General features: G+C 69.0%; 18 protein-coding genes. 13 read left to right on the forward strand and 5 right to left on the reverse strand.

Annotated elements, in window-relative coordinates; translation table 11 throughout:
- Positions 1-11 precede the first annotated feature (11 nt).
- From G412_RS38020 to G412_RS34460, 4 genes are read left to right on the forward strand one after another with little or no spacing between them, the layout of a single operon-like run.
- A complete protein-coding gene (locus tag G412_RS38020) occupies positions 12-2,228 on the forward strand; it encodes a bifunctional SDR family oxidoreductase/aminotransferase class I/II-fold pyridoxal phosphate-dependent enzyme (RefSeq protein WP_167546463.1) in 2,217 nt (738 codons plus the stop codon).
- A gap of 4 nt (positions 2,229-2,232) precedes the next feature.
- Positions 2,233-2,667: an NUDIX hydrolase gene (locus G412_RS0114715; RefSeq protein WP_037648786.1), complete on the forward strand. Its 435-nt coding sequence runs from the start codon at positions 2,233-2,235 to the stop codon at positions 2,665-2,667.
- Entirely contained in the window at positions 2,664-3,536 is an 873-nt protein-coding gene (locus tag G412_RS34455; protein WP_051338348.1) for an inositol monophosphatase family protein, read from the forward strand. Before G412_RS0114715 ends, G412_RS34455 begins: the two co-directional genes overlap by 4 nt.
- Positions 3,533-4,738: an MFS transporter gene (locus G412_RS34460; RefSeq protein WP_051338349.1), complete on the forward strand. Its 1,206-nt coding sequence runs from the start codon at positions 3,533-3,535 to the stop codon at positions 4,736-4,738. The genes G412_RS34455 and G412_RS34460 overlap by 4 nt, the downstream gene beginning before the upstream one ends.
- Here the strand turns inward: G412_RS34460 and G412_RS0114730 are convergent.
- Entirely contained in the window at positions 4,735-5,379 is a 645-nt protein-coding gene (locus tag G412_RS0114730; RefSeq protein ID WP_028812765.1) for a TetR/AcrR family transcriptional regulator, read from the reverse strand. The genes G412_RS34460 and G412_RS0114730 overlap by 4 nt on opposite strands.
- Positions 5,380-5,538: 159 nt before the next feature.
- Here G412_RS0114730 and G412_RS0114735 point away from each other — a divergent pair, with 159 nt between their 5' ends.
- Positions 5,539-6,882 carry a YncE family protein gene (locus G412_RS0114735; protein WP_244282968.1) on the forward strand — a complete coding sequence of 448 codons (1,344 nt, stop codon included), beginning with the start codon at positions 5,539-5,541 and terminating at the stop codon, positions 6,880-6,882.
- Between the two features lie 154 nt (positions 6,883-7,036).
- On the opposite strand, the gene G412_RS0114740 is transcribed toward G412_RS0114735, so the two are convergent.
- Entirely contained in the window at positions 7,037-8,620 is a 1,584-nt protein-coding gene (locus tag G412_RS0114740) for a carbohydrate-binding protein (protein ID WP_028812767.1), read from the reverse strand.
- 258 nt (positions 8,621-8,878) lie between these two features.
- Here G412_RS0114740 and G412_RS0114745 point away from each other — a divergent pair, with 258 nt between their 5' ends.
- From G412_RS0114745 to G412_RS0114755, 3 genes are all read left to right on the forward strand, one after another.
- Positions 8,879-9,349, forward strand: coding sequence for a flavodoxin family protein (locus G412_RS0114745; protein WP_028812768.1), 471 nt, complete (start codon positions 8,879-8,881; stop codon positions 9,347-9,349).
- 160 nt (positions 9,350-9,509) lie between these two features.
- On the forward strand, positions 9,510-9,833 hold the full coding sequence (locus G412_RS0114750) for a DMT family transporter (RefSeq protein ID WP_028812769.1): 324 nt from the start codon (positions 9,510-9,512) through the stop codon (positions 9,831-9,833).
- A gap of 98 nt (positions 9,834-9,931) precedes the next feature.
- Entirely contained in the window at positions 9,932-10,966 is a 1,035-nt protein-coding gene (locus tag G412_RS0114755; protein ID WP_028812770.1) for a methyltransferase, read from the forward strand.
- Between the two features lie 5 nt (positions 10,967-10,971).
- Here the strand turns inward: G412_RS0114755 and G412_RS0114760 are convergent, their stop codons facing one another.
- Positions 10,972-11,859, reverse strand: a complete 888-nt coding sequence (locus G412_RS0114760; RefSeq protein ID WP_028812771.1) for an NAD(P)-dependent oxidoreductase — start codon at positions 11,857-11,859, stop codon at positions 10,972-10,974.
- Between the two features lie 299 nt (positions 11,860-12,158).
- Here G412_RS0114760 and G412_RS34465 point away from each other — a divergent pair, with 299 nt between their 5' ends.
- The 5 genes from G412_RS34465 (at position 12,159) to G412_RS41410 (ending at position 19,620) form a co-directional block, all read left to right on the forward strand.
- Positions 12,159-13,688, forward strand: coding sequence for a flavin monoamine oxidase family protein (locus G412_RS34465; RefSeq protein ID WP_106964089.1), 1,530 nt, complete (start codon positions 12,159-12,161; stop codon positions 13,686-13,688).
- A complete protein-coding gene (locus G412_RS0114770) occupies positions 13,688-16,996 on the forward strand; it encodes a ferritin-like domain-containing protein (RefSeq protein ID WP_028812772.1) in 3,309 nt (1,102 codons plus the stop codon). Before G412_RS34465 ends, G412_RS0114770 begins: the two co-directional genes overlap by 1 nt.
- 32 nt (positions 16,997-17,028) lie before the next feature.
- Positions 17,029-18,246 carry a cytochrome P450 gene (locus G412_RS34470; RefSeq protein ID WP_051338350.1) on the forward strand — a complete coding sequence of 406 codons (1,218 nt, stop codon included), beginning with the start codon at positions 17,029-17,031 and terminating at the stop codon, positions 18,244-18,246.
- Between the two features lie 173 nt (positions 18,247-18,419).
- A complete protein-coding gene (locus tag G412_RS41405) occupies positions 18,420-18,929 on the forward strand; it encodes an ABC transporter substrate-binding protein (RefSeq protein WP_279626773.1) in 510 nt (169 codons plus the stop codon).
- A gap of 13 nt (positions 18,930-18,942) precedes the next feature.
- Complete coding sequence (locus G412_RS41410) at positions 18,943-19,620, forward strand: ABC transporter substrate-binding protein (RefSeq protein WP_279626774.1); 678 nt, start codon at positions 18,943-18,945, stop codon at positions 19,618-19,620.
- 57 nt (positions 19,621-19,677) lie between these two features.
- Here G412_RS41410 and G412_RS0114785 read toward each other — a convergent pair whose 3' ends face one another.
- Complete coding sequence (locus tag G412_RS0114785) at positions 19,678-20,313, reverse strand: tryptophan 2,3-dioxygenase family protein (RefSeq protein WP_028812773.1); 636 nt, start codon at positions 20,311-20,313, stop codon at positions 19,678-19,680.
- A 645-nt stretch (positions 20,314-20,958) separates the two neighbouring features.
- Positions 20,959-21,339, reverse strand: a complete 381-nt coding sequence (locus G412_RS0114790) for an antibiotic biosynthesis monooxygenase family protein (protein ID WP_028812774.1) — start codon at positions 21,337-21,339, stop codon at positions 20,959-20,961.
- Between the last annotated feature and the right edge of the window lie 147 nt (positions 21,340-21,486).

A 21,486-nucleotide genomic window follows, 5' to 3' on the forward strand; every position in this document is an offset into this window, starting at 1 on the left:
AGGAGCACTCCATGGCCGCATCGTGGGGCTCGGCCCCAGGCATGACGACAGCACACGCGCACAGCCTTCGCCGGCGTGTCGTGGTGACCGGAGCCGGCGGCTACCTCGGCTCCGTACTCGTACCGAAACTGCTCGCGGCAGGGCACTACGTCACCGCCGTGGACACCTTCTACTTCGGCAGGCAGACCCTGGAGGAGAGTGAAGACCATCCCCGTCTGCGGGTGGTGGTGCAGGACGTACGGAACTTGTCGTCCGACGTGGCGCGGGGAATCGACACGGCGATCTGCCTCGCGGCGCTGAGCAACGACCCGGCGGGGGACATCGACGAGTCGTGGACCGAGTCCATCAACGTGGACGCCACGGTCCACTTCGCCCGGATCGCGAAGGAGGCCGGAGCCAGGGCATTCCTCTTCGCCTCGTCCTGCAGCGTCTACGGCGCCAGCGACGAACGGTCACTGCGGGAGGACGCCGAGGTCCGCCCCCTCACCGCCTACGCACGCTCGAAGGTCGCCGCCGAACGGGCCGTGGCCGCCGAGTCCGGTCCCGGCTTCACCACGGTGTCGTTACGCATGGGCACACTCTTCGGCATCTCGCCCCGCATGCGGTACGACCTGATGGTCAACGCCATGACCGCCTCCGCCGTGCTGCACAAGAAGGTCGGCGTCGACGGGGACGGACAACAGCGCCTGCCGCTCCTGCATGTCGCGGACGCGGCGGACGCCTACGTCCGCCTGGTGACGGACGCGGAGCGCTTGCCGAAGACATCGGCCGTCTACAACCTCGTCAGCGTCAACGCGTCGGTCCGCGACGTCGCCGAGGAGGTCGTGGCCGCCGTACCGGAAGCGGACCTGGCGACGACCGCGAAAGGCCTCGACGCGCGCGACTACGCGGCCGACCCCTCGGCGCTCGGCCGCGACACCGGGATCGCCCCGCACCGCAAACCGGCGGACGGCATACGCGAGATCCGGGACTCGGCTGTCGCCCGCCGGCTCACCCCCGAGGAAGTCGAGAACGCCAGCACCGTGCGGACACTGCTGGAACAGGCCAAGAGGCCGGCCGCGCACGGGGGCGAACCGGTCCGCCGCGACTTCCTGCCTCTGGCGAAGGCCGACATCGGCCCCGAGGAGGAAGCGGAGGTGCTCGACACCCTGCGGTCGGGCTGGCTCACCACCGGCCCGAAAACAGCCAGGTTCGAGTCGATGGTGGCCGAGTACGTCGGAAGCCGGCACGCCATCGCCACCAACAGCTGCACCGGCGCCCTCCACGTCGCACTCGCCGCGATCGGCGTCACCACGGGAGACGAGGTCATCACCACCCCCATCTCCTGGCCCTCCACAGCCAACGTGATCTGGCACCTGGGCGCACGCCCGGTGTTCGTCGACGTCGAACCCGCAACTCTGAACATCGACGCGACGCTGATCGAGAGGGCCATAACGCCACGTACCAAGGTGATCATGCCGGTGCACATGGCGGGGCAGGCCTGCGACATGGAGGCCATCGAGAGCATCGCGGCCCGGCACGGCCTGGCCGTCGTCGAGGACGCCGCCCATGCGATCGGCGCCACCCACCGGGGCACCCGCATCGGCTCGCGCGGCAACCCGACCGCGTTCAGCTTCTACCCGACGAAGAACATGACGACCGCCGAGGGAGGCATGCTCGTACTGGACGACGACGAACTCGCCCGCACCGCACGGATGCTGACCCTCCACGGCATCTCCAGCGACGCGTGGAAGAGGAACAGCGCCACGGGCTCACCGCACTGGCAATTACACCTGCCGGGCTTCAAATACAACATGACGGACGTCCAAGCAGCCCTCGGACTGCACCAACTGCCCAAACTCGACGCCTACATCGACCGCCGCCAACACCTCTGCGCGCTCTACTCAGCGGGTCTGTCCGGCCTCGAACGTCTCACGCCACTGGAGACGGTACGGCCGGACGACCGGCACGCACGGCACCTGTTCATCGTCGCTCTGGCGGAAGGCACCCCCGAAACCGAACGGGACCGGCTGCTGGACCACCTTCGCTCCGAAGGCATCGGCACCGGCGTCCACTTCCGCGGCATGCACCTCCAGCCGTTCTACCGGGACTCCCTCCCGCACGCGTACCGGGACCTCCCCGTGGCCACCTCACTGTCCCAGCGGATCCTCTCGCTCCCGCTCTTCCCCACCATGAACGACCGCGATGTCGAGGACGTCCTCGACGCCCTGCGGAAGACGGAGGCCTGATTCGATGGAGGGACAGCAGTGGTCACACGGCACCGTCGGGGCACAGATCATCATCCTCACCCCCGCCGGAGAAGTGCTCCTGCAACTGCGCGACAACAACCCGCTCATCGCCTTCCCCGGCACCTGGTGCATCCCCGGCGGACACCTCGAGCCCGGCGAGGAACCGAGGGACTGCGTCATCCGCGAATTACAGGAGGAAATGCAGCTGTTGGTGGCCCCGAGCGACGTGAAGCACCTGTTCTCACGACAGCGGACGTACGGCTTCGAGCACACCTTCTGGATCCGCAGGGACGTGGATGTCGGACAGATCAGACTCACAGAGGGCCAAGCCGTCGAGCTGCACTCCCGGCCGTCTCTGTGGGGACTGACGCTGGGGTACGAGGACCACGAGGTACTGCGCGAATTCTTCCGCGACCTCGACACCGGAGGCCTGCCATGAACAGGCCCCGCGCCGCCGCCCCACGGCGCCCACGCCGTACCGGACCCGGCCCCATCGGCGCAGACGTATCACTCGCCCTCGCAGTCGACCTGGCCAGGACGGCCGGCGCCCGGCTGCTCCACCTCTTCACGGACGGCGATATCCGGCCCGTCACCAAGAGCCCCGGCCAACGCAGCAGCGCGGCGGACACCGAGGCGGACCGGTACATCGTCGACACGATCCGAACAGCCCTGCCCGGACACCGGATCGTCGCGGAGGAGTCCGGGTCAACCGGACCCGAGTCGGACCACACGTGGATCGTCGACCCGCTCGACGGCACCCACAACTTCCTGCGCGGCCGCCCGGACTGGGGCGTCAGTATCGCCTACGCCTACCGTGGAACGGTGCTGACCGGAGTGTTCCACGCCCCGGCCACGGACGCCCTGTACACCGCCACCCGCGGCGGCGGCGCACACCGCGACGGGCACCGCCTCCAGGTGCGGCCCGCACCGCACCTCGCCCAGTCCCTGGCCATCTGCTCGACCTCCCCTCCGCCGTGGAAGGACACAGCCCGCCGCATCCTCGACGGGCTGTGGGGATCGGTCCTGGACATCCGGATCACCGGATGCGGCGCGGCCGCGCTCTGCCAGGTGGCGGAAGGATCCGCGGACGTCTTCGCCGAGGTCGACGGGGAGATGTGGGACTACGCGGCAGGCGCGCTCATCGTCCAGGAGGCCGGCGGGACACTCACCGATTACGCGGGCAGGCCGGTCACCTCAACCTCCGCCAGCATCGTCGCGGCAGCGTCGCGCAGCCTGCACGCGCAGGCCCGCGCCGCGATGGGCGGCGAACGCAGCGCCCCTGCCGACCCACCGGGGGAGCTCCTGTGAACCTGTCGGCGAAAACCACGACGGACCTCACCCGTACCCGCGTCGCGGTCCTTGCCCTCTTCTTCACCAACGGGGCACTGTTCGCCAACTGGGCACCCCGCATCCCCTCGGTCCAGGACGGCCTGGCGATCAACGCCACGATGCTGGGCGTGGCCCTGACCGGCCTGGGCGTGGGTGGCCTCCTCTTCACCCTGACCGCCGGGACCCTCGTCGACCGGATCGGGAGCCGACGCGTACTCCTGGCCGCCACCGCCGCCCTGTGCGCCGGACTCGTACTGCCCGCCCTGGCCCCCACGTGGTGGACCCTGTGCCTCGCGCTGGTCGTCCTGGGAGCTGCCGACGCCGCGATGGACGTCTCGATGAACGCCCAGGGCGTCCTGGTGGAGCAGCGGTCCGGGCGGCCCCTGCTCAACGGCTTCCACGCCTCATGGAGCGTCGGGGCGGTGGCGGGCGGACTGGTGGGTACGGCGGCTGCGGCCCTGCGCGTGCCCCCGGCCGTCCACTTCCTCGCGACCGGTGCGGCCCTGGGAGCGGTGGCGCTCGTCGTACGACAGCGACTGATCGATGACGAGGAGCGGGCGGGCGCTGTCGCGACGGGCACGAAGCGCCGAGGCGGGATCCGGCGGCCCGCGCCCGCACTCCTGTTACTGGGCCTGATGGTCGTGTTCGCCGCCCAGATCGAAGACGTACCGCAGTCCTGGAGCGCCGTGTATCTCTCCGACCTCGGGGCGGGCCCCGGAACGGCCGGCCTGGCCTTCGTGGCCTTCTCGGTCTTCATGACCGCGGGCCGCCTCGTCGGCGACCGGCTGGTCGAACGCCTCGGCCCGTCAGCGGTGGTGACGGGCGGAGGACTGCTCGTCGCGCTCGCCTTCGGGGTCGGTCTCCTCGTGGCCTCGCCGCTCGCGACGATCATCGGATTCGCTCTGGCCGGCCTCGGTGCGAGCCCGATGTTCCCGGTGGCTTTCAGCATGGTCGGCCGGCTTCCCGGAGTTCGCCCCGGCGCCGGGATCGCCACGGTGTCCCTCGTCTCACGCCTGGGTTTCCTGGCGGCGCCGTTACTGGTGGGAGGCCTGGTGGGGGTCACCACTTTCCAAGTGGCCCTGTCCGTCGTCGTGGTGGCGGGGATCGGCGCCGCCGCCCTCGCTCCTCGCCTGCGCCGCCTCCAGGTCCCGGCGGACAACGCCTCAACACCAGCCGATTAACACGCGGGGCGCAGCAAAGCCAGCAACAACCGGACGAGTTCCTCGACCACCTCGTCCGAAGAGGCGTCCACCCACCCCATGGCCCAGTCGTGCAGAAGACCGTTCACGCTGCCGATGAAGGCGACCGCAGCGATGCGGTAATCACGATCAGCGGCCTCACCGCGCACGACGGCGGCTGCCGCCTCGGCACACAGCAGGTCGATCCACTTGGCGCGGCGGGCCAGCCGCTGCTCGTCCATGCGCGGGCTGACGCCCACGATCTCGGTGAAGGCGATCCGTATGCGCCGCGGGTCCGTAGTGACACTGGCCGCGTACGCACGAAAGACAGCCCCGTAGCGGTCGGCGAACGGCAAGTCCTCCGTCCGGGCAAGGGCGTTGATGACCGCGGCCTCCGCCACGTCGTTGACGTGCAGGTGCAGAGCGGCGAGCACGTCCTCAAGAGTGCGGAACTCTTCGTAGAACTGCCGCGTGGAAAGCCCGGCCGCTTCGCACAGCGCGGCAACGGTCGTCGACCGGTAGCCCGGCCCGCCGCCGAAAAGGTCCAGCGCGGCCTCAAGAAACCTCTCGCGCCGCTCGGCGTGCCGTTCGGCGGCCGACTTGCCCGCGTAACGACCGGTTGACTGCCTGAGCCGCTCCTCCACGATTTCCCCTCCGCTCGTGTGCCGGACATCTTCTCCCGTCCACGGGGTTGAAGAACGGTGCGCCCCTCGTTACTTTCAAGTAGCCAGATCTGAAGCGCAGCGTTTTCACATCGCGCGGCCGGGACGCCTTCGTCGCAGAGCCGCAAAGCGGAGGAATCCATGGCCGTACGCAGAAAGAACCCGACATTACCCGCCGTTGACGCACCCACTGACGCACCCACCGCGGCGCGGCGCCGACGCCGCGGGCGCTGGCTGCCGTTGACGATCGCTGTGGGCGTGCTCGCCGGCGCCGGAGTCACGGGCGCCTCAGCCGTCGCCTCACCGCCGCGCGACGCCGGCGGCGGGCGGACGGAGCTGCAGGAGGTGATGTTCGCCGGCAACAACTGGGACGGCACCGCTGACGTGATCAAGAGCAGTGGTACGTTCGCGAAGCTCGGCCGGATCAACGTGGTGCCGGACAAGCAGGAGCGGCTGCGCGAGATCTACCTCAACCCGGTCAAGCTGATCGCCTTCCTCGCGATCAGGAACGGTCCGGGGGAGGGGCACGACCAGCTCGTCGACGACATGTACTCCACCCCCGACGGGACCGCTCTGGTCGCCTCCCGTCCCAGCTTCTCCGATGTCGTCTCCATCGACGTGACCACCGGCAAAATGAACTGGCGGTTCCCCGTCTCGGGCTTCCGTTCCGACCACATGGCCGTGTCCCCCGACGGGAAACGGGTGGCCGTCTCCGCTTCCCTTACGAACACCGTGCATGTCCTCGACATCAACACGGGCAAGGAAGCGGGCTCGTTCAAGACCGGCGACAAGCCGCACGAGAACGTCTACACCGACGGCGGGAAGTACCTGTGGAACATGTCCATCGGTGACGTCACCACGGACACCGACGACCCCGCCATGGACTGGACCAAGGGAGACCGAAAGATCACCATCGTCGACGCGGCCACCTTCAAACAGGTCAGAATCATCGACATGAGGAAACGCCTCGACGCTTTCGGCCGCAAGGACCTCTCTGACGCGGTACGGCCCGTCGCCTTCACCCCCGACGAATCCAGGCTCTACTTCCAGGTCTCCTTCTTCAACGGCTTCCTCGAATACGACGTCGCCAGGGACAAGATCACCCGGCTCAAGGAACTGCCCAAGAACCCGGACACCAGCGAGGACCGCACCACCTGGGTCAACGACTCCCGCCACCACGGCATGTCGATGAGTCCGAAAGGCGACAAACTCTGCGTCGCCGGAACCATGGACGACTACGCCACCGTCGTCGACCGCACCACCCTGCGGGAAGGCCCTCTGGTCACCGCGTCCAAGCCCTACTGGGCCACCGTCAGCGGCGACGGCAAGTCGTGTGTGATCTCCGAAAGCGGCGCCGACCGGGTCACCGCCATCGACTTCGCCACGGGCCGGAAAACCGTCTCGGTGCCCGTCGGCGACCACCCACAGCGCGTCCGCCTGGCCCACGTACCGGTCGGCTGGACCAGCCCGCTCCCCGCGTCCTGAACAACGCGGGGGCGAGCAGGGCGACGTACTCGCCGGCTGGTCGCCGCTGTGACCGCCGGCCGGCCCATCCGGCCCATACGGACGAACCGGACGGGCCGGCGTCCCGGCGGGCCGGGCGGCAAAGCCGCGGTGACACGCCGGGCGACAGGGCTGGTTACGGCGTTACGGGCTTGCCGCCGAAGGTTACGGCGAGGCGGCCGTCCGCAGCGAAGGACCAGTTCAGGGCGCCGGTGTAGGAGGAGCACCGGGAGCCGTTCGAGCCGGACCAGAACTGGTTCGAGCTGTCGGCGTTCCCGACGACCTTGTCATTCGTCCCGCTGCCGCTGCGGCACGAGGTGTTGTTCCGGAACACCGAGGTCCCGGCGTCGAACGAGTAGTTGCGCTGGGCGTTGTCGATGCTGATGTTGTCCGACATCGACATCGTGCCGGGGTTCCTGTTGTACGTGAATCCGTGCTTGCCGTTGTCGTAGGCGATGCTGCGCCGGATGACGTGGTTGACCGCGATGTCCTCGCCGCCGAGCTTGTAGCCGTTGCGGTCACCGTTGGAGTTCACGGTGCCGTCGGAGAGGGTGCCGTTGTCGTAGGCGAGGGAGTCCTCGATGGTCACCGGGCCGATGGGTCCCGTGTCCGTCTTGGTGTAGAGGTCCCAGCCGTCGTCGATGTTGTTGTGGGCCACGGCGTAGCGGAAGACGTTGCCGGAGCCGACGGTGAGCTTGGCGGCGAAGCCGTCTGCGTCCTCGCCGTCGGAGTCGGCGTTGTCGTGCGACTCCGCGCTCAGGACGAGGTTGTTGGCGGGCCACTGGTCGCGGGGGGTGCTGGAGGCCATCCGCGAGAGCTGAAGCCCCGTATCGCGGTTGAAGCGCGTGACCGTGCGCTCGAAGATGTTGTTGCTGCCGCCGACGAAGATGCCGTTGTCACCGGCGCGCTCGACGACGATGCCCCTGACGTGCCAGAGCGAGCCGTTCACGGCAAGCCCGCGGTTCGCCGGGGCCTCGGTCATGCTGGAGAAGTTCAGTACGGGAGTCTCACCCGGGTAGGAGTACAGCTTCGTGCGGGCACTCGATGTGCCGTTGTTGCCCTGCGGGATCGTGACCGTCTGCGCGTAGCGGTACGTCCCGCCGCGCAGGTAGATCGTCCCGCCGGGAGTGATACGGCTGATCGCCGAGGTGAATGTCGTCGGGGCCGACTGCGTACCGGCCGCGCTGTCGCTGCCGTTCGGCGCCACGTACAGCGCGGTGCCCGACGGGGGCGGCGTGGTGGCGCCCACCTCGACATCGAGGTAGTCGATGTTGGGCAGGCCGGCGGAGGTCGTGGGGCTGAGCCGGATGGTGTTGCTGCCCGGCCTCACCGGCACCGTGAGCGTCTTCGTCGCCCACGTCGCCCACGCGCCGGTGCTCTCGAACGACGCCGACGGGGCCGCCGAGCCGTTCACCGTGACATCCGCGGGCCGCGCGGTGGTGGTTCCGGTGGCGAAGCGGACCTTCAGCGTCGCCGTGCCCGAGGCGGGAGCGTTCACGGTGAACTGCGCGTACGCGCCGACCGCGTTGTTGCCGTTGCAGAATCCGCTGCCGGAGTATCCCGCCCAGTCGGAGTCGACGGTGCCGGTACAGACTGCTGGGGAACTCTCGGCCTCGTAGCGGGCCGGGGCAGCGGCGGCCGTGCCACCGGGCACAGCCACGACCGCGCCGGCCGCCAGGGCGGCGCATGCCAGTAAGGACAGTGGGGATCTCGGTTTCATGGGGGGTTCCGTTCTTCTCCGTGGTCGCCTGCGCGCAGGCATGGCAGTGCGGCTCTCCACACGAGATAGAAAGCGCTTGCTACGCTAGAAGTGGGGCATGCGCACGTCAATAGACGTGCGTACGGAAGTAATCCAGAAGGCGCTTACCCTTCAGCGCTTTCCGCGGGGCGGGTGTGGCTGCCGTCACACTGGCGTGGTGTCACATCCGGCGTCGCCGGCGCCGTCCTTATTACGGAAGCGAGAGAAGGGATCGTGACAATGAAGGCCGTCATCGTGTGCGCCTCCGTGTCGCACGGCAATACGCGTCGTGTCGCCGACACCATGGCCCCGCTACTGGGCGCGAAGGTCGTCGTACCAGAGGAGGCCGACCCGGAGGAGCTGGCCGGCGCCGACCTCGTGGGCTTCGGCTCGGGCGTTTTCTACAGCAGGCTCGCCCCCCGCCTGACCGACTTCGTCAAGGCACTTCCCACCGGGCGGGGCCGGGCGTTCGTGTTCGCCACCAGTGGGCTCCCCGAGATCCCGCTGGCGCCTTTTACCCGCCCGCTGGTGCAGCTCCTCGAAGGCAAGGGCTTCGAGGTGGCCGGGAGCTTCTCGTGCCGGGCGTTCGACACCTGGGCACCCTTCAAGCTCGTCGGCGGTATCAACAAGCAGCGGCCGAACATGGAGGATCTGGCCGCCGCGCGGGCGTTCGCCGAGCGACTGCGGGACGAGAGAGGGCCGGTGTCCTGATCGGTTGTCCAACGTCTACTTGCCCGGGCCCTCGCTCTTCCGCCGCCCACTCATCTCTTTGGGTGATCGGCCGCGCTGGGGCGGGCGTTGTGGCCACGGGCGCACCCACACTGTCGGGAGGGAACGTTCGGGTTCTCGTCCGATGAAGGAGGCGCGGACCATGAAGTGGGTACTGCTGGCCGGAGCGATCCTGGCGGAGGTGACGGGGACGGTGTCGCTGCGCCTGTCGGAGGGCTTCTCCAAAGTCGTGCCGACCGTCGTGGTGGTGGTGGGGTACGTGACGGCGTTCGTGCTGCTGTCACTGGTGCTCAAGCAAGGCATGCCGATCGGGATCGCCTACGGAATCTGGGCGGCCGTGGGTGTGGCGCTGGTGGCACTGGCCGGCGCGGTGCTCTTCGGGGACGGGCTGACGGGAGTGCAGATCGGGGGCCTGGTACTGGTGGCGGGGGGCGTGATGGCGCTGGAGATGGGCGGTGCCCATTAACCGCGCCCGAAGGGCCGGGGTGAACGCGCCTGAGCAGCTCAAAGGTAAATGGTTCAGCACTGTCCGGAACTGGCACGCGAGCGTCCTGCGAGGAATCCATGAGTGACACGTCTCCCGGCCCGCAACACGTACCGGCAATCGACCGTCTGCTGCAGATCGCCACTGGTTTCATGGCGTCGAAGGTCCTCCTCGTTGCCGCAAGCCTCGGCCTCTTCACCGAACTCGCCGCAGGCCCGTTGCGCGGCGAGGAACTGCGCGCCCGGCTGAGGCTGCACCCCCGCTCCGCCCGTGACTTCTTCGACACCCTCGTCGCTCTGGGCGTCCTGGAGCGCACCAACGGCGCGTACGCGAACACTCCCGCCACCGCCCAGTACCTCGTCCGCGGCAAGTCCGCCTACCTGGGCGGTCTCCTGGAGATGAGCGACGCCAGGATGTACGAGCTCTGGGGGAGGCTCGACGAGGGCCTGCGCACCGGAGACCCGCAGAACGAGATCAGGACCGGCGAAGAGGGCATTTACGCGACCCTCTACGACGACCCCGACCGCCTCGACGCGTTCCAGCAGGCCATGACCGGCCTTTCCATGCGCTCCGCACATGCCCTGGCCGAGGCGATCGACTGGTCTCCCTACCGCACCGTCGCCGATATCGGCTGCGCCGAGGGCACCGTGCTGACACACCTGCTCGAGCGCCATCCCCATCTGCGCGGCACTGGCTTCGACCTGGCCGCCGTCCGTCCCAGCTTCCAGCGCCGACACGAGGAGTCCGGGCTCGGCGACCGGCTCGCGTTCCGCGCCGGTGACTTCTTCGCCGAGCCGCTACCGCAGGCCGATGTGCTGGTTTTCGGGCACATCCTCAGCAACTGGGCCCTGCCCAGGGCGAAGACACTGCTGCGCAAGGCGCACGAAGCACTGCCGGAGGGCGGCATCGTGGTCATCTACGAGACGCTCATCGATGATGAGCGCCGGGAAAACGTGCCCGGCCTGCTCATGAGCCTCACCATGCTCCTGGAGACGCCCGGCGGCTTCGAGTACACCGGCGCGGACTGCCGCGAGTGGCTGGCGGACGCCGGGTTCCGCGAGAGCCGGGTGCAGTACCTGGCGGGGCCGGAGTCAATGGTGATCGCCACGAAGTGACGGCCTCATGTGGGGTTGCCGTCCTTGCGGATGAACTCGACCAGGCGTGCGTAGCTGTCGTTGCCGTGTCCGGCCGTGATGGCCCGTCCGGTCAGTTCCGTGAAGAGTTCGGGGAGGCCGGACACCACCCCACGCAGTTCGCTCGCGTGGGCAAGGATGTTCATCGTCCTGTGGTGCAGGTGAAGAGTGAACTCGCCACCCGGATAGTCCCCGCGGTCGACGTGTGGGGCGTAGGTACTCATGAAGGCGCCGACCGTCTTCATCCACCGGTTGGCCACATCCGTGAATGCCGTCGCCGTTACGTTGCCGCCGGGCCCGTCGGCGCCCATGAGTGCCACTCCGTGCAGCCAGCCGGTCAGCGTGCCCCACATCAGCCCCAGCAGCGCGGTGTCGTACACGGAGGCCATCGCGGCGTCGGTGCCCAGGATCATGGGGTCGCCCAGGGCGCGGAGTGTCCCGCGGCTGCCGTCGAAGGCGGCTCGCGAGCCGCTGTAGAGCTGCAGGTAGTCCGGTTTGCCGATGCCGGAGGGAGTAGTCATGATCACGCCGTCGAGGTACTCGGCGCCGTGCCGCTGCGCCCAGTCGGCCGTCTCCCGTGCGTGCACCGGCGACCCCGAGGTGAGGTTGACGACCGTACGGTCGGCAAGTTCGCCGGCCAGAGGGTCAAGGACCTCGTGGACGGCTTCGTACGTCGCCAGACAGACCACGACCAGCGGGCTCGCGGCGACGGCCTCGGCGGCCGACGCCACCTCTGTGGCACCCTCTCCGGCCAGGGCGCCGCCCTTCCCGGACGTGCGGTTCCAGACGGTCGTCCGGTGGCCGGCCGCCAGGAACGCGCCTGCCAGCGCGGCGCCCATCGGCCCAAGACCCAGGACCGTCACCTTGGCACCCATAATTCCCCCTGCCTCACGAGTGTCTGTGATCTGCCGACTGTGATCCGCCGGCCGTTTTCTGCTGGTCAGGCTTTGCTGGTCAGGCGTCTGAACTCTCAAGCGTAAGGGGGGCAATGTGTCATTGGATGCCCTATCGCCGAAGTTATCACCCGAAGGGTGGATTTAAGACTTCAGGCCGTCCATGACGGGCAGCATCAAGGCTGATCGAGATCGCGGAACGGGCCATGGCAGGAGGGGGACTTGGAGAGCCGGCCGCGATCTCGTACGACGGTGCGTGAATCACCGGAGGCGGAGATGCGATGGCCGAGATTCCACACGCAAGGCACACCCTTCGACTCGATGAAACACGGCCCGGCGGTGCTCGCGTCCTCGTGCTCGGAGCCGGAATGGCAGGTCTCGTCGCGGCGCACGAGCTGGAGCGCAGTGGCCACCGGGTAGAGGTACTCGAGGGCAGCACACGCATCGGCGGCCGTGTGTACACGCACCGTTTCGGCACCGGACCGGATGGGCCGAGTGCGGAACTGGGCGCCATGCGCATCCCCGCCGACCATCAACTCACGCTGGAGTACGTCCGGTTACTGGGGCTTGAGGGGGATCTCCGCCCCTTCGCGACGCTGCTGTCGGAGGAGAACGCGTACTTGCGGACCGCCGCCGGGCTCGTGCGGATCCGCGACGCCGCCCGGCCGCTGTGCGAGGACTTCCGGCGCGAACTGGAAATCCACCGGCCCGGACTGTGCCCCACCCACGAGGTCATGGTCTTCGCCGCGTGGCTGACGGCCATCATCGACGCCATTGCCCCGCCCGACCTGCGCGCGGCGCTTCGCGAGGATCTGCGCGGCCAGCTCCTCGACCTCGTCGCGTGCGTCGATCTGATGCCGCACCTGCGCGGCGCGGCCGGGGACCGGGTCAGTCTGCATTCGCTTTTCTCCGCCCACCCGGGCCTGCGCGTGGGGCTCAGCCCACGGCTCAACAGCTTCCTGGACGACATCCTCGCCGAGACCAGCCCGGCGCTGCTGCGGCTTCACGGCGGCATGGACCGGCTCCCGCACAGGCTGGCGGAACGGCTCGCGGGCCCGGTGCACCGCGGTCACTTGATCGTGGGCATCCAGGTGCGGCAGCACGACGTTCGAGTCTGGGTGCGCGCGAAGAACCGGACGACAGTGCGACACGCCGACTTCGCCGTCTGCGCCCTGCCCTTTCCTTCGCTGTCGCGGATACGCCTGAGCGGCCTGGACGCCGACAAGCTGGCGGTGCTGGACGACGTGGAATACTGCCCGGCCACCAAGGTGGCCTTCCACTGCCGTGAGCCGTTCTGGCAGGCGTACGGCATCCAGGGCGGGGCCTCGTCCACCGGCGGGCGTATACATCAGACCTACTATCCGCCCGTCGACGGTGCCCCGGAGCGCGGGGCCACGCTGCTGGCCAGCTATACGATCGGCGCGGAGGCCACCCGGCTCGGCCGGCTGCCGAGGCGCCGCCGGCACCACGTCGTCCTGGCTGAACTCAGTGCGGTCCACCCCGAACTGCTGCGGCCCGGCATGGTGCTGGGGGCCGTGAGCATGGCCTGGGGGAACGGCTCGCCGTGGAGCGTCGGGTGCGCCACGCGCTGGGGCAAAAGCCCCGACGAGTGCGAGAGCGAACGCAAGCGTGCGGCCCGGCCGGTGAGAAACCGTCTGTTCTTCGCGGGCGAGCACTGCTCAGCGGCCCCCGCGTGGATCGAGGGTGCGATCGCATCGGCCCTGCAGGCCGCGGACGATCTCACCCGCTTCGGGCCGCACCGCCTGGCGCAGCCCGCATCCGGCCGCCACGACACTGCGGGAGCCCCGTGATGAGCGTTTTCGACCTGCCGCGGCTGCACTTCGCCGGAACCGCGACGACCGGGCTGCCGACCGGTCCGCGCTGCGGGCTGATCGACCTCGCCGCCAACCGGGCGCTGACCGACGACGGCCCCTTGCCCAGTGACCGGCCCGCTGCCGAGTACCACGACTTCCTGCACCCGCGCGGACCGCGCTTCGGCCGCGACGGACAGCCCGAGGCAGAAGGGGAGTTCAGCACCGCAACAGGCTGGAACTTCAACGGCAACGGGCACTTCCGGCTGGACACCCGGATCATCCGCGCCGAGCTGTCGGACGGTCAGGCCGGTCACGGCGGCGCCCCCACCGATCCGGTGATCGGCAGCAGTGTCGACGTCTGGGGTCACTACAACCCGTACCTGCGCACCACCGTCAACCGCGCGCGGGTCCTCGACCTCGACCCGGCCTCCCGCTGGACGGCGGCGCTGATGGTCGGGCGGTTCGGCCTTGGCCGGCGCGGCCGCTCGCACGACGGCGGTTATCTGTTCACCGGCGCTGTCAGCGGCCTCCATCCGCCACGCTGGGTCGACTTCCACCACATCCGGGATGTCGGAGACCATGTTCTGGCCCCGCAGCTGCGCTACTGCGCGGTCCACCAGTTCGTGGTGGAGCGAGGCTCCCTGGACTGGCTGCCGGAGGCGGACCGATCGCCCGCCGTGAGCGCCCTGCACGCCGCGTTGCAGTCCGGAGCGGACGGCATCCTGGTGCAGCTCGCTCTGGACGGCATGGCCTCGCCACGGGTTCCCGACGCGCCCAGCCAGTGGCGGGTCCGGGGGACGGTCGCCCCCTGGCACGCCCACGAGCTGCGCACCTACCCGGCCGGACGGCTGCTCGTCCCACTCCCCGGCGCCCCGCTGCACCACCTCACGGTGGAAGTGGCGCGCGGACGTGCCGTGTTCAACATGGTCTCCGCCGTGGCTTACGCCTCCCGGGCACCGCAACCGGGGCCCGGCCCGCTGCACCGGCTCGGGCCACCGCTGGACGCCGGCGAGCTGGAGCTGCGTACGGTCGGTCGTGACCGTCTGGTCGCCAGGGTGCCGTCGAACGCCTACCCCGCCGACGCGACGTGCGGGATGGTCACCGTGCCCGCCGAACCCGGCTGGCAGGAGGCCGGGGAGCACGCGCTGTATCTGACCGGCGTCGGCGCCTCGGGCAGCCGGGAGACGCTGCTGACCGAGCGGGAGACCAACATCCAGACGGATGAGGCGCTGCTGGTTCTGCATCACCGCGACCGGACGCACGGACGTGACCACGCCGTGGAGGTGCCGCTGCGTGTCTACGTGCGCGGCCGGCCTGCGAGCGCCGGGAAGGTGTACGTACGGCAGTACTTCAACCCCCGTGCCCTGCCCGGCGACAGCACGGCGGGCGGGCCCGCGGCGCGCTGCGGTGACGCGGTGATCCTCGGTATGCGCGGGGAGACATGGGCCCCCGAATGCGTGGTGGAGACCGACGAGCACGGGCACGGGCTCCTCACCCTGCGCGGTGAGCGCGCGGGCACCTGCCGCGTCCTGCTCTGCGCCGACCCGGCCGACGTGCCTCCCGCCGATCCGCGCGCGCCGGGCTCGGCCTGGAAGGCGTACGACGACGAGGACGCGCTCGGCTACTGGGCGGGGGCCGCCTCTCTCGCCGTGCGGGTCCTGCCCGATGACTGGTATCTGGACGATGTGCCACGCGGCGAGGTCGACTTCGAACTCGTGCACCGGGAGGTCTTCGCCTATTACGAGCACATCTCCTCCTTCATGCGCTCGGAGGTCTTCAGCCTCGCTGACCGCTGCAAGGTGGAGACCTACGCCGAGCTGATCTGGCAGATGTGCGATCCGGCGAACAAGCCGAAGACGTACTACATGCCGCCGACCCGCGATCTGTCCGACCCCAAGGCCCGGCTGCTGCTGGCGTATCTGCGCAACATCCAGGCACGCGTCCGGCCACCGGTGACCGCACCGGGCCCGCCGGCGGCGCGGCCTGCGATCACCACGCGCGGCGAGCTGTGGGCCGCGCTGAAGCAGGCGGCCGCGCTGGAGCTGTCGGTGGCGCTCCAGTACCTGTACGCGGCCTTCTCCGTACCGACGCATGGGGCAGGGCTCACGTACGTGCGCCGGGGCCAGTGGACGTCGGCGCAGCTCGAACTGGCCTGCGGCGGGGGCGGGGCGACGCTGCATGACGGGATGCGTGGCAGCCTGCTGACCGTGGCCCGCGAGGAGATGATCCACTTCCTGCTGGTCAACAACATCATCATGGCGATGGGGGAGCCGTTCCACATCCCGGCGATCGACTTCGCCACGCTCAACCAGAAGCTGCCGGTCCCGCTGGACTTCGCGCTGGAGCCGCTGAGTGCCGGCAGCGTGCAGCGTTACGTCGCCCTGGAGCAGCCGGCGGCACTCACCCCGGAGATCCGGCGGGGCTCCCGTCCCACCCGGGAGCGGGCAGCGGGCTTCACCTGGGGATCGGTCAGCGAACTGTACGCGGGGGTGCGCGAAGGGCTGCAGCGCGTCCCGGACCTGTTTCTGGTGGAGAAGGGGCGCGGCGGCGGTGAACACCATCTTTTCCTGCGGGAGTCGGTCAACCGGAACCATCCGGACTATCAGCTGGAGGTCGACGACCTGTCGAGCGCCCTGTTCGCCGTCGACCTCATCACCGAGCAGGGCGAAGGCGGACCGGCCAGGGCTGGAGGGTCGGCCAGGGCTGGAGGGCCGGCCACGGCTGGAGGGCCGGCCGCCGACGCCTCCTCGGAGATGTCGCACTTCGAGACGTTCCTGCGGATCGGCGAGCTACTGGCCACCGAGCGCGTGCCCGGCCCGTACGGGCGGCACGTGCCATGGAGCCCCGCTTACCCGGTGCTGCGTAACCCGACGCTGAAGGCGGGCGACGGGGCGAGGACCGCCATCACCGACCCCGAGGCCCGGACCGTAGCAGCCCTGTTCAACCGCTCGTACCACCTGATGCTCCAGCTGATGGCACAGCATTTCGGCGAGAGCCCGGACGCCAGCCTGCGGCGCTCGAAGCTCATGAACGCCTCCATCGACGTGATGACCGGCATGATGCGCCCGCTCGCGGAGCTGCTCGTCACCATGGACTCGGGGCGGCGCGGCAGAACAGCGGGGCCGACGTTCGAGCTGGACGTGGTGCCCGCCGCCTGCCCGCGCCCCGATGTGGCGCGCCGCTCCCTCGCACTGCGTTTCGCGCATCTCGCGACGGCGGCACGCAGGTGCGCTTCCGTGCCCCGGCAGGTCGGCGACCTCATGGCGTTCTACGCCGACTTCTTCCAGCGCGCGGACAGTACGTGATGCGCGGATGCGCGGATGCGAGGTGCAGCACCATGACCACACGGACACCGGGGCCGTTCCGTACGGCGGATGTCCCCCTCATGGACCCGTACTCCTACTACCGCCGTTACCGTGAGAGCGACCCGGTACACCTCGGCGCGAACGGCTCCTGGTACGTCTTCCGGCACAGCGACGTGGTGCGCATCCTTGCCGACCGACGCTACGTACGCGGACCGCAGCCGGTCCGAATCCCTCCCGACTGCCCGCATCTGAGGCGTACCACGGCCAACTGGATGGTCTTCATGGATCCACCGCGACACACCCGAGTACGCACGCTGGTGGCCAGAAGTCTCACCCCGCGCATCGTGGAGGGGCTGCGTCCGCGCATCCGGCGGCTGGCGGCGTCACTCGTCACCGCGCTCGGCGAGGAGGGTGAGGCCGATCTGGTCGACCGTCTGGCCGCGCCGTTCCCGCTGCTTGTCATCAGCGAACTGCTGGGCGTGCGGCAGGAGGAGCGTACGTGGTTCCGCGCACGCGCGCTGGACCTCCAGCAGGCTACCGGCTCACGCGTCGCCCGCAGGGCCGACGGTTTCGCTGTGGCGGAGGTGGCGGCCCGCGAGCTCGACGCCTACTTCCGCGCGGAGCTGGCACGGCGCAGGGCACGGCCGGCCCGTACAGATCTCATCGGGGCCATGCTGGAACACAGCGAGGCGACGTCGGCCGACGACGACACACTGGTCGGCACCTGCATCCACCTCCTGACCGCGGGGCACGAGACCACCACGCATCTGCTGAGCAAGGGCCTGCTTGCCCTGTTCGCCCACCCCGGCCAGTTCGCGACGCTGCGCGCTCGGCCGGCACTGATGGTGAACGCCTTGGAGGAGCTGGTCCGTTACGACTCACCGGTGCAGATGATCACCCGGTGGGCCGCAGAGGACACACGGGTGGGAGGACGCACGATCCCCGGCGGCAGCCGCGTCGTCCTCGTACTGGGCTCGGCCAACCGCGACCCCGAGCGTTTCCCGGACCCCGACCGCCTGGACCTCACCCGAGACGCACTACGTCACAGCGGCTTCGGCTTCGGCAGCCATTACTGCGTGGGCGCTCCACTGGCCCGTGTGGAGGCAGAGACCGCTCTCACGGAACTCCTGCACCGGCTGCCCCGACTTGCCTTGTCCAACGAGCCGGTGCGCTACGGGGATGACCTGGTGTTCCACGGACCGGATCGGATGATGGTGCGGACGGGGACGGGGACGGGGACTGGGACGTGATCCGCGGTGACGGACATCGGCGAGCCCGCGACGGGCCGTACCGTACCTCGGTTGCCTCACTATGGGTTACCAGAACCCGTCGCAGGCGATACGTCCTGTAGTCGGCGGACCGGTGTGGAAAAGAAAGCGCCATCGGGGATCGCCGGGTCATGAGAGAAGGTGGGTTGGCTGGCATGGACGACGCGGCGGCAACGGTGTGCATCGGTGTAGTGGCGCCATTGACGGGACGGCTCGCCCCCCTGGGGGAGCCCCTGTCGTTCGTACTGCGGAAACTGGCACCCCACCCGACGGGCTTCCGTAACGGCGGCCGCCCTTTCCGCGTGCGAGTAGCTGTGCGTGACAGCCGCTCGGAGGCACAGGGCGCCCGGCAGGCCGTGAGGGAACTGGCACAGGACGAGCAGGCGGCCATCGTGCTCACCATGGCCGGCACCCAGGTACTGCCCGCCGTCACCGACACCTGTGAACAACTGGGTGTGCCGTGTGTGTCGACGACCTGTCCCTGGCAGGCGTACGGCTATGCGCGCTGCGGGGACGCCTTGGGCTCCTTCCGCTGGACCTACCATTTCGCCTGGGGCCTGGACGACATCGCAAACGCCTTCGCCCCTGTGGGAACAACTGCCCGCACAACCCACCGTCGGAAGCCTGTGGAACGACGGCCTGCAGGGCAAGCTGCTGCGCGATGAACACATCGGCTTCGTGGCGGCCGCCTCCCAGCGCGGGCACCATGTGATCGACCCGGGCGCCTACGCGGAACCGGCCACCGACTTCACCCCTCACCTGAACCGCATGCGCGAAGACGGCGTCGACGTCGTCACCAGCGCCGCCACCGCCACCGACCTGGCACTCTTCCACCGCCAAGCCCGCGAATCGGGTCTGCGTCCCCGCCTGATCACCTGCTCGCGCTGGCTGACCTACCCCCACACGGAAGTCGCACAGTCGCGGCAGGTCCACGACGAACTGGCCGACACGCGGGTGGCCACGCTCGTGTACTGGACACCCGCACACCCTCACCGCTCCAGCCTCGACGGCACTAGCTGCGCACAACTCGCTGACGCCTACGAACAGACCACCGGCAAGCCGTGGCTGCAACCGCTGGGCCTGGCCCACGCCCTGGTGGAGGTCGCCCACCACACGCTGACAACCACATCCGACCCCACCGACCGGGCCGCCATCGCACACACCCTCCAGCAGACCCGCATCGAAACCATCGTCGGAACCGTGGACTTCACCACCGGCCCCACACCGAACATCGCCCTGATGCCCCTCGCCGGAGGCCAATGGCACCCCACCGCCCACGGGCCACGCCTCGCCGTGGTCGCCAACTCCCGCACCCCGCATGTTCCGGTCACTGCTGATCTGGTGCCGGCGTATTGATAGGGCCAACGCCCCCAAGGGTCGATCCCACTGAGGAGCGAACGCTGAGGCCCGAGGCTAGCCCCGGCCGTGATCGTCGGTGGATTCCGCCGTGTGATGGGGCGGGAGGTCGATGCGCGATCGGAGGTACGCCAGTCCGGACGTCCCGCCGGTACCAGGCTGGTCACCGATCATCCACTCGACGAGTAGCAGGTGCCGGGTACGCCACAGAGAAACCGCGGAACGAAGCCGCCACCATGCCTGAGCCAGCTCGCCCCCACCCGTAACGTTCGTAAGTGAACCTGTGTCCTCGATGCCGGCAGGGGCAGCTGCCCGCGTGCACTCGGTGATCGCGGCAAACAGCTCGGCAAACTGGCTGGACTGTCCAGCACTTGCATCGTCGAGAAGTGGCCGGAAGCCGGCGAAGCTTTCAGGTGGCAGATGCTCAAGGAGCGCGAGGTGCTGCTCGAGCAACCCGATGACGGCGGCCACGCGGCGAACATACGCGAGAGTGCGGTGCGCATCATCCGGCGCCACCTGCCGCAGTGCTCGCAGATCCACCAAAGCCTGACTGGCCAGTACCTCGGCCGACTGGTGCACGATGATGAAGAAGTGTTCGTCGGCCCACTGTGCAGAGTATTTCTCGGCGGTTCGTGGGCGCTGCAGGGCCAGAACGTCCGGCAGCCGCAGGTAGCAGTCATAGGGACTCTCCATCGGCGCCTTCCCTGTGTGGCCAGTCGCTGCGAACCTTGCCGGCAACGCCGAAGACCGCAGCGCTGCCAGGCTGTCACCGGTCGATCATGAAGACGGCAAGCGACCACGCCTGCTGACACGGCCGTAGCCGCAGGCTTCGTGCACCATCCGGCGTAAACGACCGGACCGATGGCCGCGGACAGGTTGCATCAGTGTCTGTGGAGGTCGTTTCGACGTGCGTTCGGGAGTAACTCGGGATGCGAACCCTGAGCCGTTTCCCGACTGGCTCGGTCGGCTGCCGCCTGGGCATCGCACCACGGCCTCAGGGGGTCGACACCACTGGCGGTAGTACGTCGTAAGCTCACGGCCCGTCAGGTCGTGGCGGGCGACCCAGGGGCGGCGGCTCGCAGGGTGTGTGAGGGGGATTCCCTGTCGGCAGCGCCACCGCGACGTCGCCGTTGTCGGACGGGAACACCCCGCAGGTGGCGAACAGGCCCGCTCCTCCGAGGGGCGGGCGGCTCCAGTCCGAGGCACTTCCTGCTCGTGGTGCCCGTGATTGCCCATCATTCCCCCTGGTCTCCCGCTGGATTGCGCTCGCGAGGGGCACGCGCCGACCCGTTCGACACGAGCTTGTGACGGGACGGTCGCTGAGGTGGTTTCGATTGGTCAGCTTGCTGTCGGGCTCTGCGGGACCTCCGCTCGCATGAACCCGTGGCTCCGCTCCACTTTCGCCACATGCAGCGTGTAGCTCTCGTACCACTCGACTTGCCCGCGCTTTTGCGCCGCACGGTGCTCAGCGCTGCCCCGCCACTCCGTGAGGGCGTCGGCGTCGCGGAAGTACCCGACGGTGATGGACAGCCCACCAGGAGTATGCGCTTGGTCCATCCCCAGGAATCCAGGCACGTCCTTCACCAGGTCTTCCATGCGTGCGGCGGTCTCGCTGTAGCCGCTCTGCTCCTGGGTTCGCACCGCAGTGAAGACAGCTACGTAGTACGGGGGTTCATGGGCCTCGACGGGCGTGACAGGCGCTTCGGAGTGATTGCTCATGGCGCCACTGTAGGCAGGGTGCGCCCAACGATCCGGTGACTTTGCTGAACGGGATACATAAGGGATCCGGCTCTTGACCAAAGCTGTCTGAGCTGGCGTTCTCGGCCGCCAGACACCTGTCTTGGCCTCGGGCCCCAGGTCGGCTGG

It is taken from the genome of Streptomyces flavidovirens DSM 40150 (assembly GCF_000429085.1).
GTDB classification, from domain to species: Bacteria; Actinomycetota; Actinomycetes; order Streptomycetales; family Streptomycetaceae; genus Streptomyces; species Streptomyces flavidovirens.

Excerpts from the sequence above, each read along its gene's own strand:
- G412_RS34455 (WP_051338348.1), top strand. The coding sequence starts at position 2,664 with ATGAACAGGCCCCGCGCCGCCGCCCCACGGCGCCCACGCCGTACCGGA.
- G412_RS0114715 (WP_037648786.1), top strand. The coding sequence starts at position 2,233 with ATGGAGGGACAGCAGTGGTCACACGGCACCGTCGGGGCACAGATCATC.
- G412_RS38020 (WP_167546463.1), top strand. The coding sequence starts at position 12 with ATGGCCGCATCGTGGGGCTCGGCCCCAGGCATGACGACAGCACACGCG.
- G412_RS0114760 (WP_028812771.1), bottom strand. The coding sequence starts at position 11,859 with ATGGGTGCCAAGGTGACGGTCCTGGGTCTTGGGCCGATGGGCGCCGCG.
- G412_RS34470 (WP_051338350.1), top strand. The coding sequence starts at position 17,029 with ATGACCACACGGACACCGGGGCCGTTCCGTACGGCGGATGTCCCCCTC.
- G412_RS0114785 (WP_028812773.1), bottom strand. The coding sequence starts at position 20,313 with ATGGAGAGTCCCTATGACTGCTACCTGCGGCTGCCGGACGTTCTGGCC.
- G412_RS0114770 (WP_028812772.1), top strand. The coding sequence starts at position 13,688 with ATGAGCGTTTTCGACCTGCCGCGGCTGCACTTCGCCGGAACCGCGACG.
- G412_RS0114755 (WP_028812770.1), top strand. The coding sequence starts at position 9,932 with ATGAGTGACACGTCTCCCGGCCCGCAACACGTACCGGCAATCGACCGT.
- G412_RS41405 (WP_279626773.1), top strand. The coding sequence starts at position 18,420 with ATGGACGACGCGGCGGCAACGGTGTGCATCGGTGTAGTGGCGCCATTG.
- G412_RS0114740 (WP_028812767.1), bottom strand. The coding sequence starts at position 8,620 with ATGAAACCGAGATCCCCACTGTCCTTACTGGCATGCGCCGCCCTGGCG.
- G412_RS0114735 (WP_244282968.1), top strand. The coding sequence starts at position 5,539 with ATGGCCGTACGCAGAAAGAACCCGACATTACCCGCCGTTGACGCACCC.
- G412_RS0114790 (WP_028812774.1), bottom strand. The coding sequence starts at position 21,339 with ATGAGCAATCACTCCGAAGCGCCTGTCACGCCCGTCGAGGCCCATGAA.
- G412_RS0114745 (WP_028812768.1), top strand. The coding sequence starts at position 8,879 with ATGAAGGCCGTCATCGTGTGCGCCTCCGTGTCGCACGGCAATACGCGT.
- G412_RS0114750 (WP_028812769.1), top strand. The coding sequence starts at position 9,510 with ATGAAGTGGGTACTGCTGGCCGGAGCGATCCTGGCGGAGGTGACGGGG.
- G412_RS34465 (WP_106964089.1), top strand. The coding sequence starts at position 12,159 with ATGGCCGAGATTCCACACGCAAGGCACACCCTTCGACTCGATGAAACA.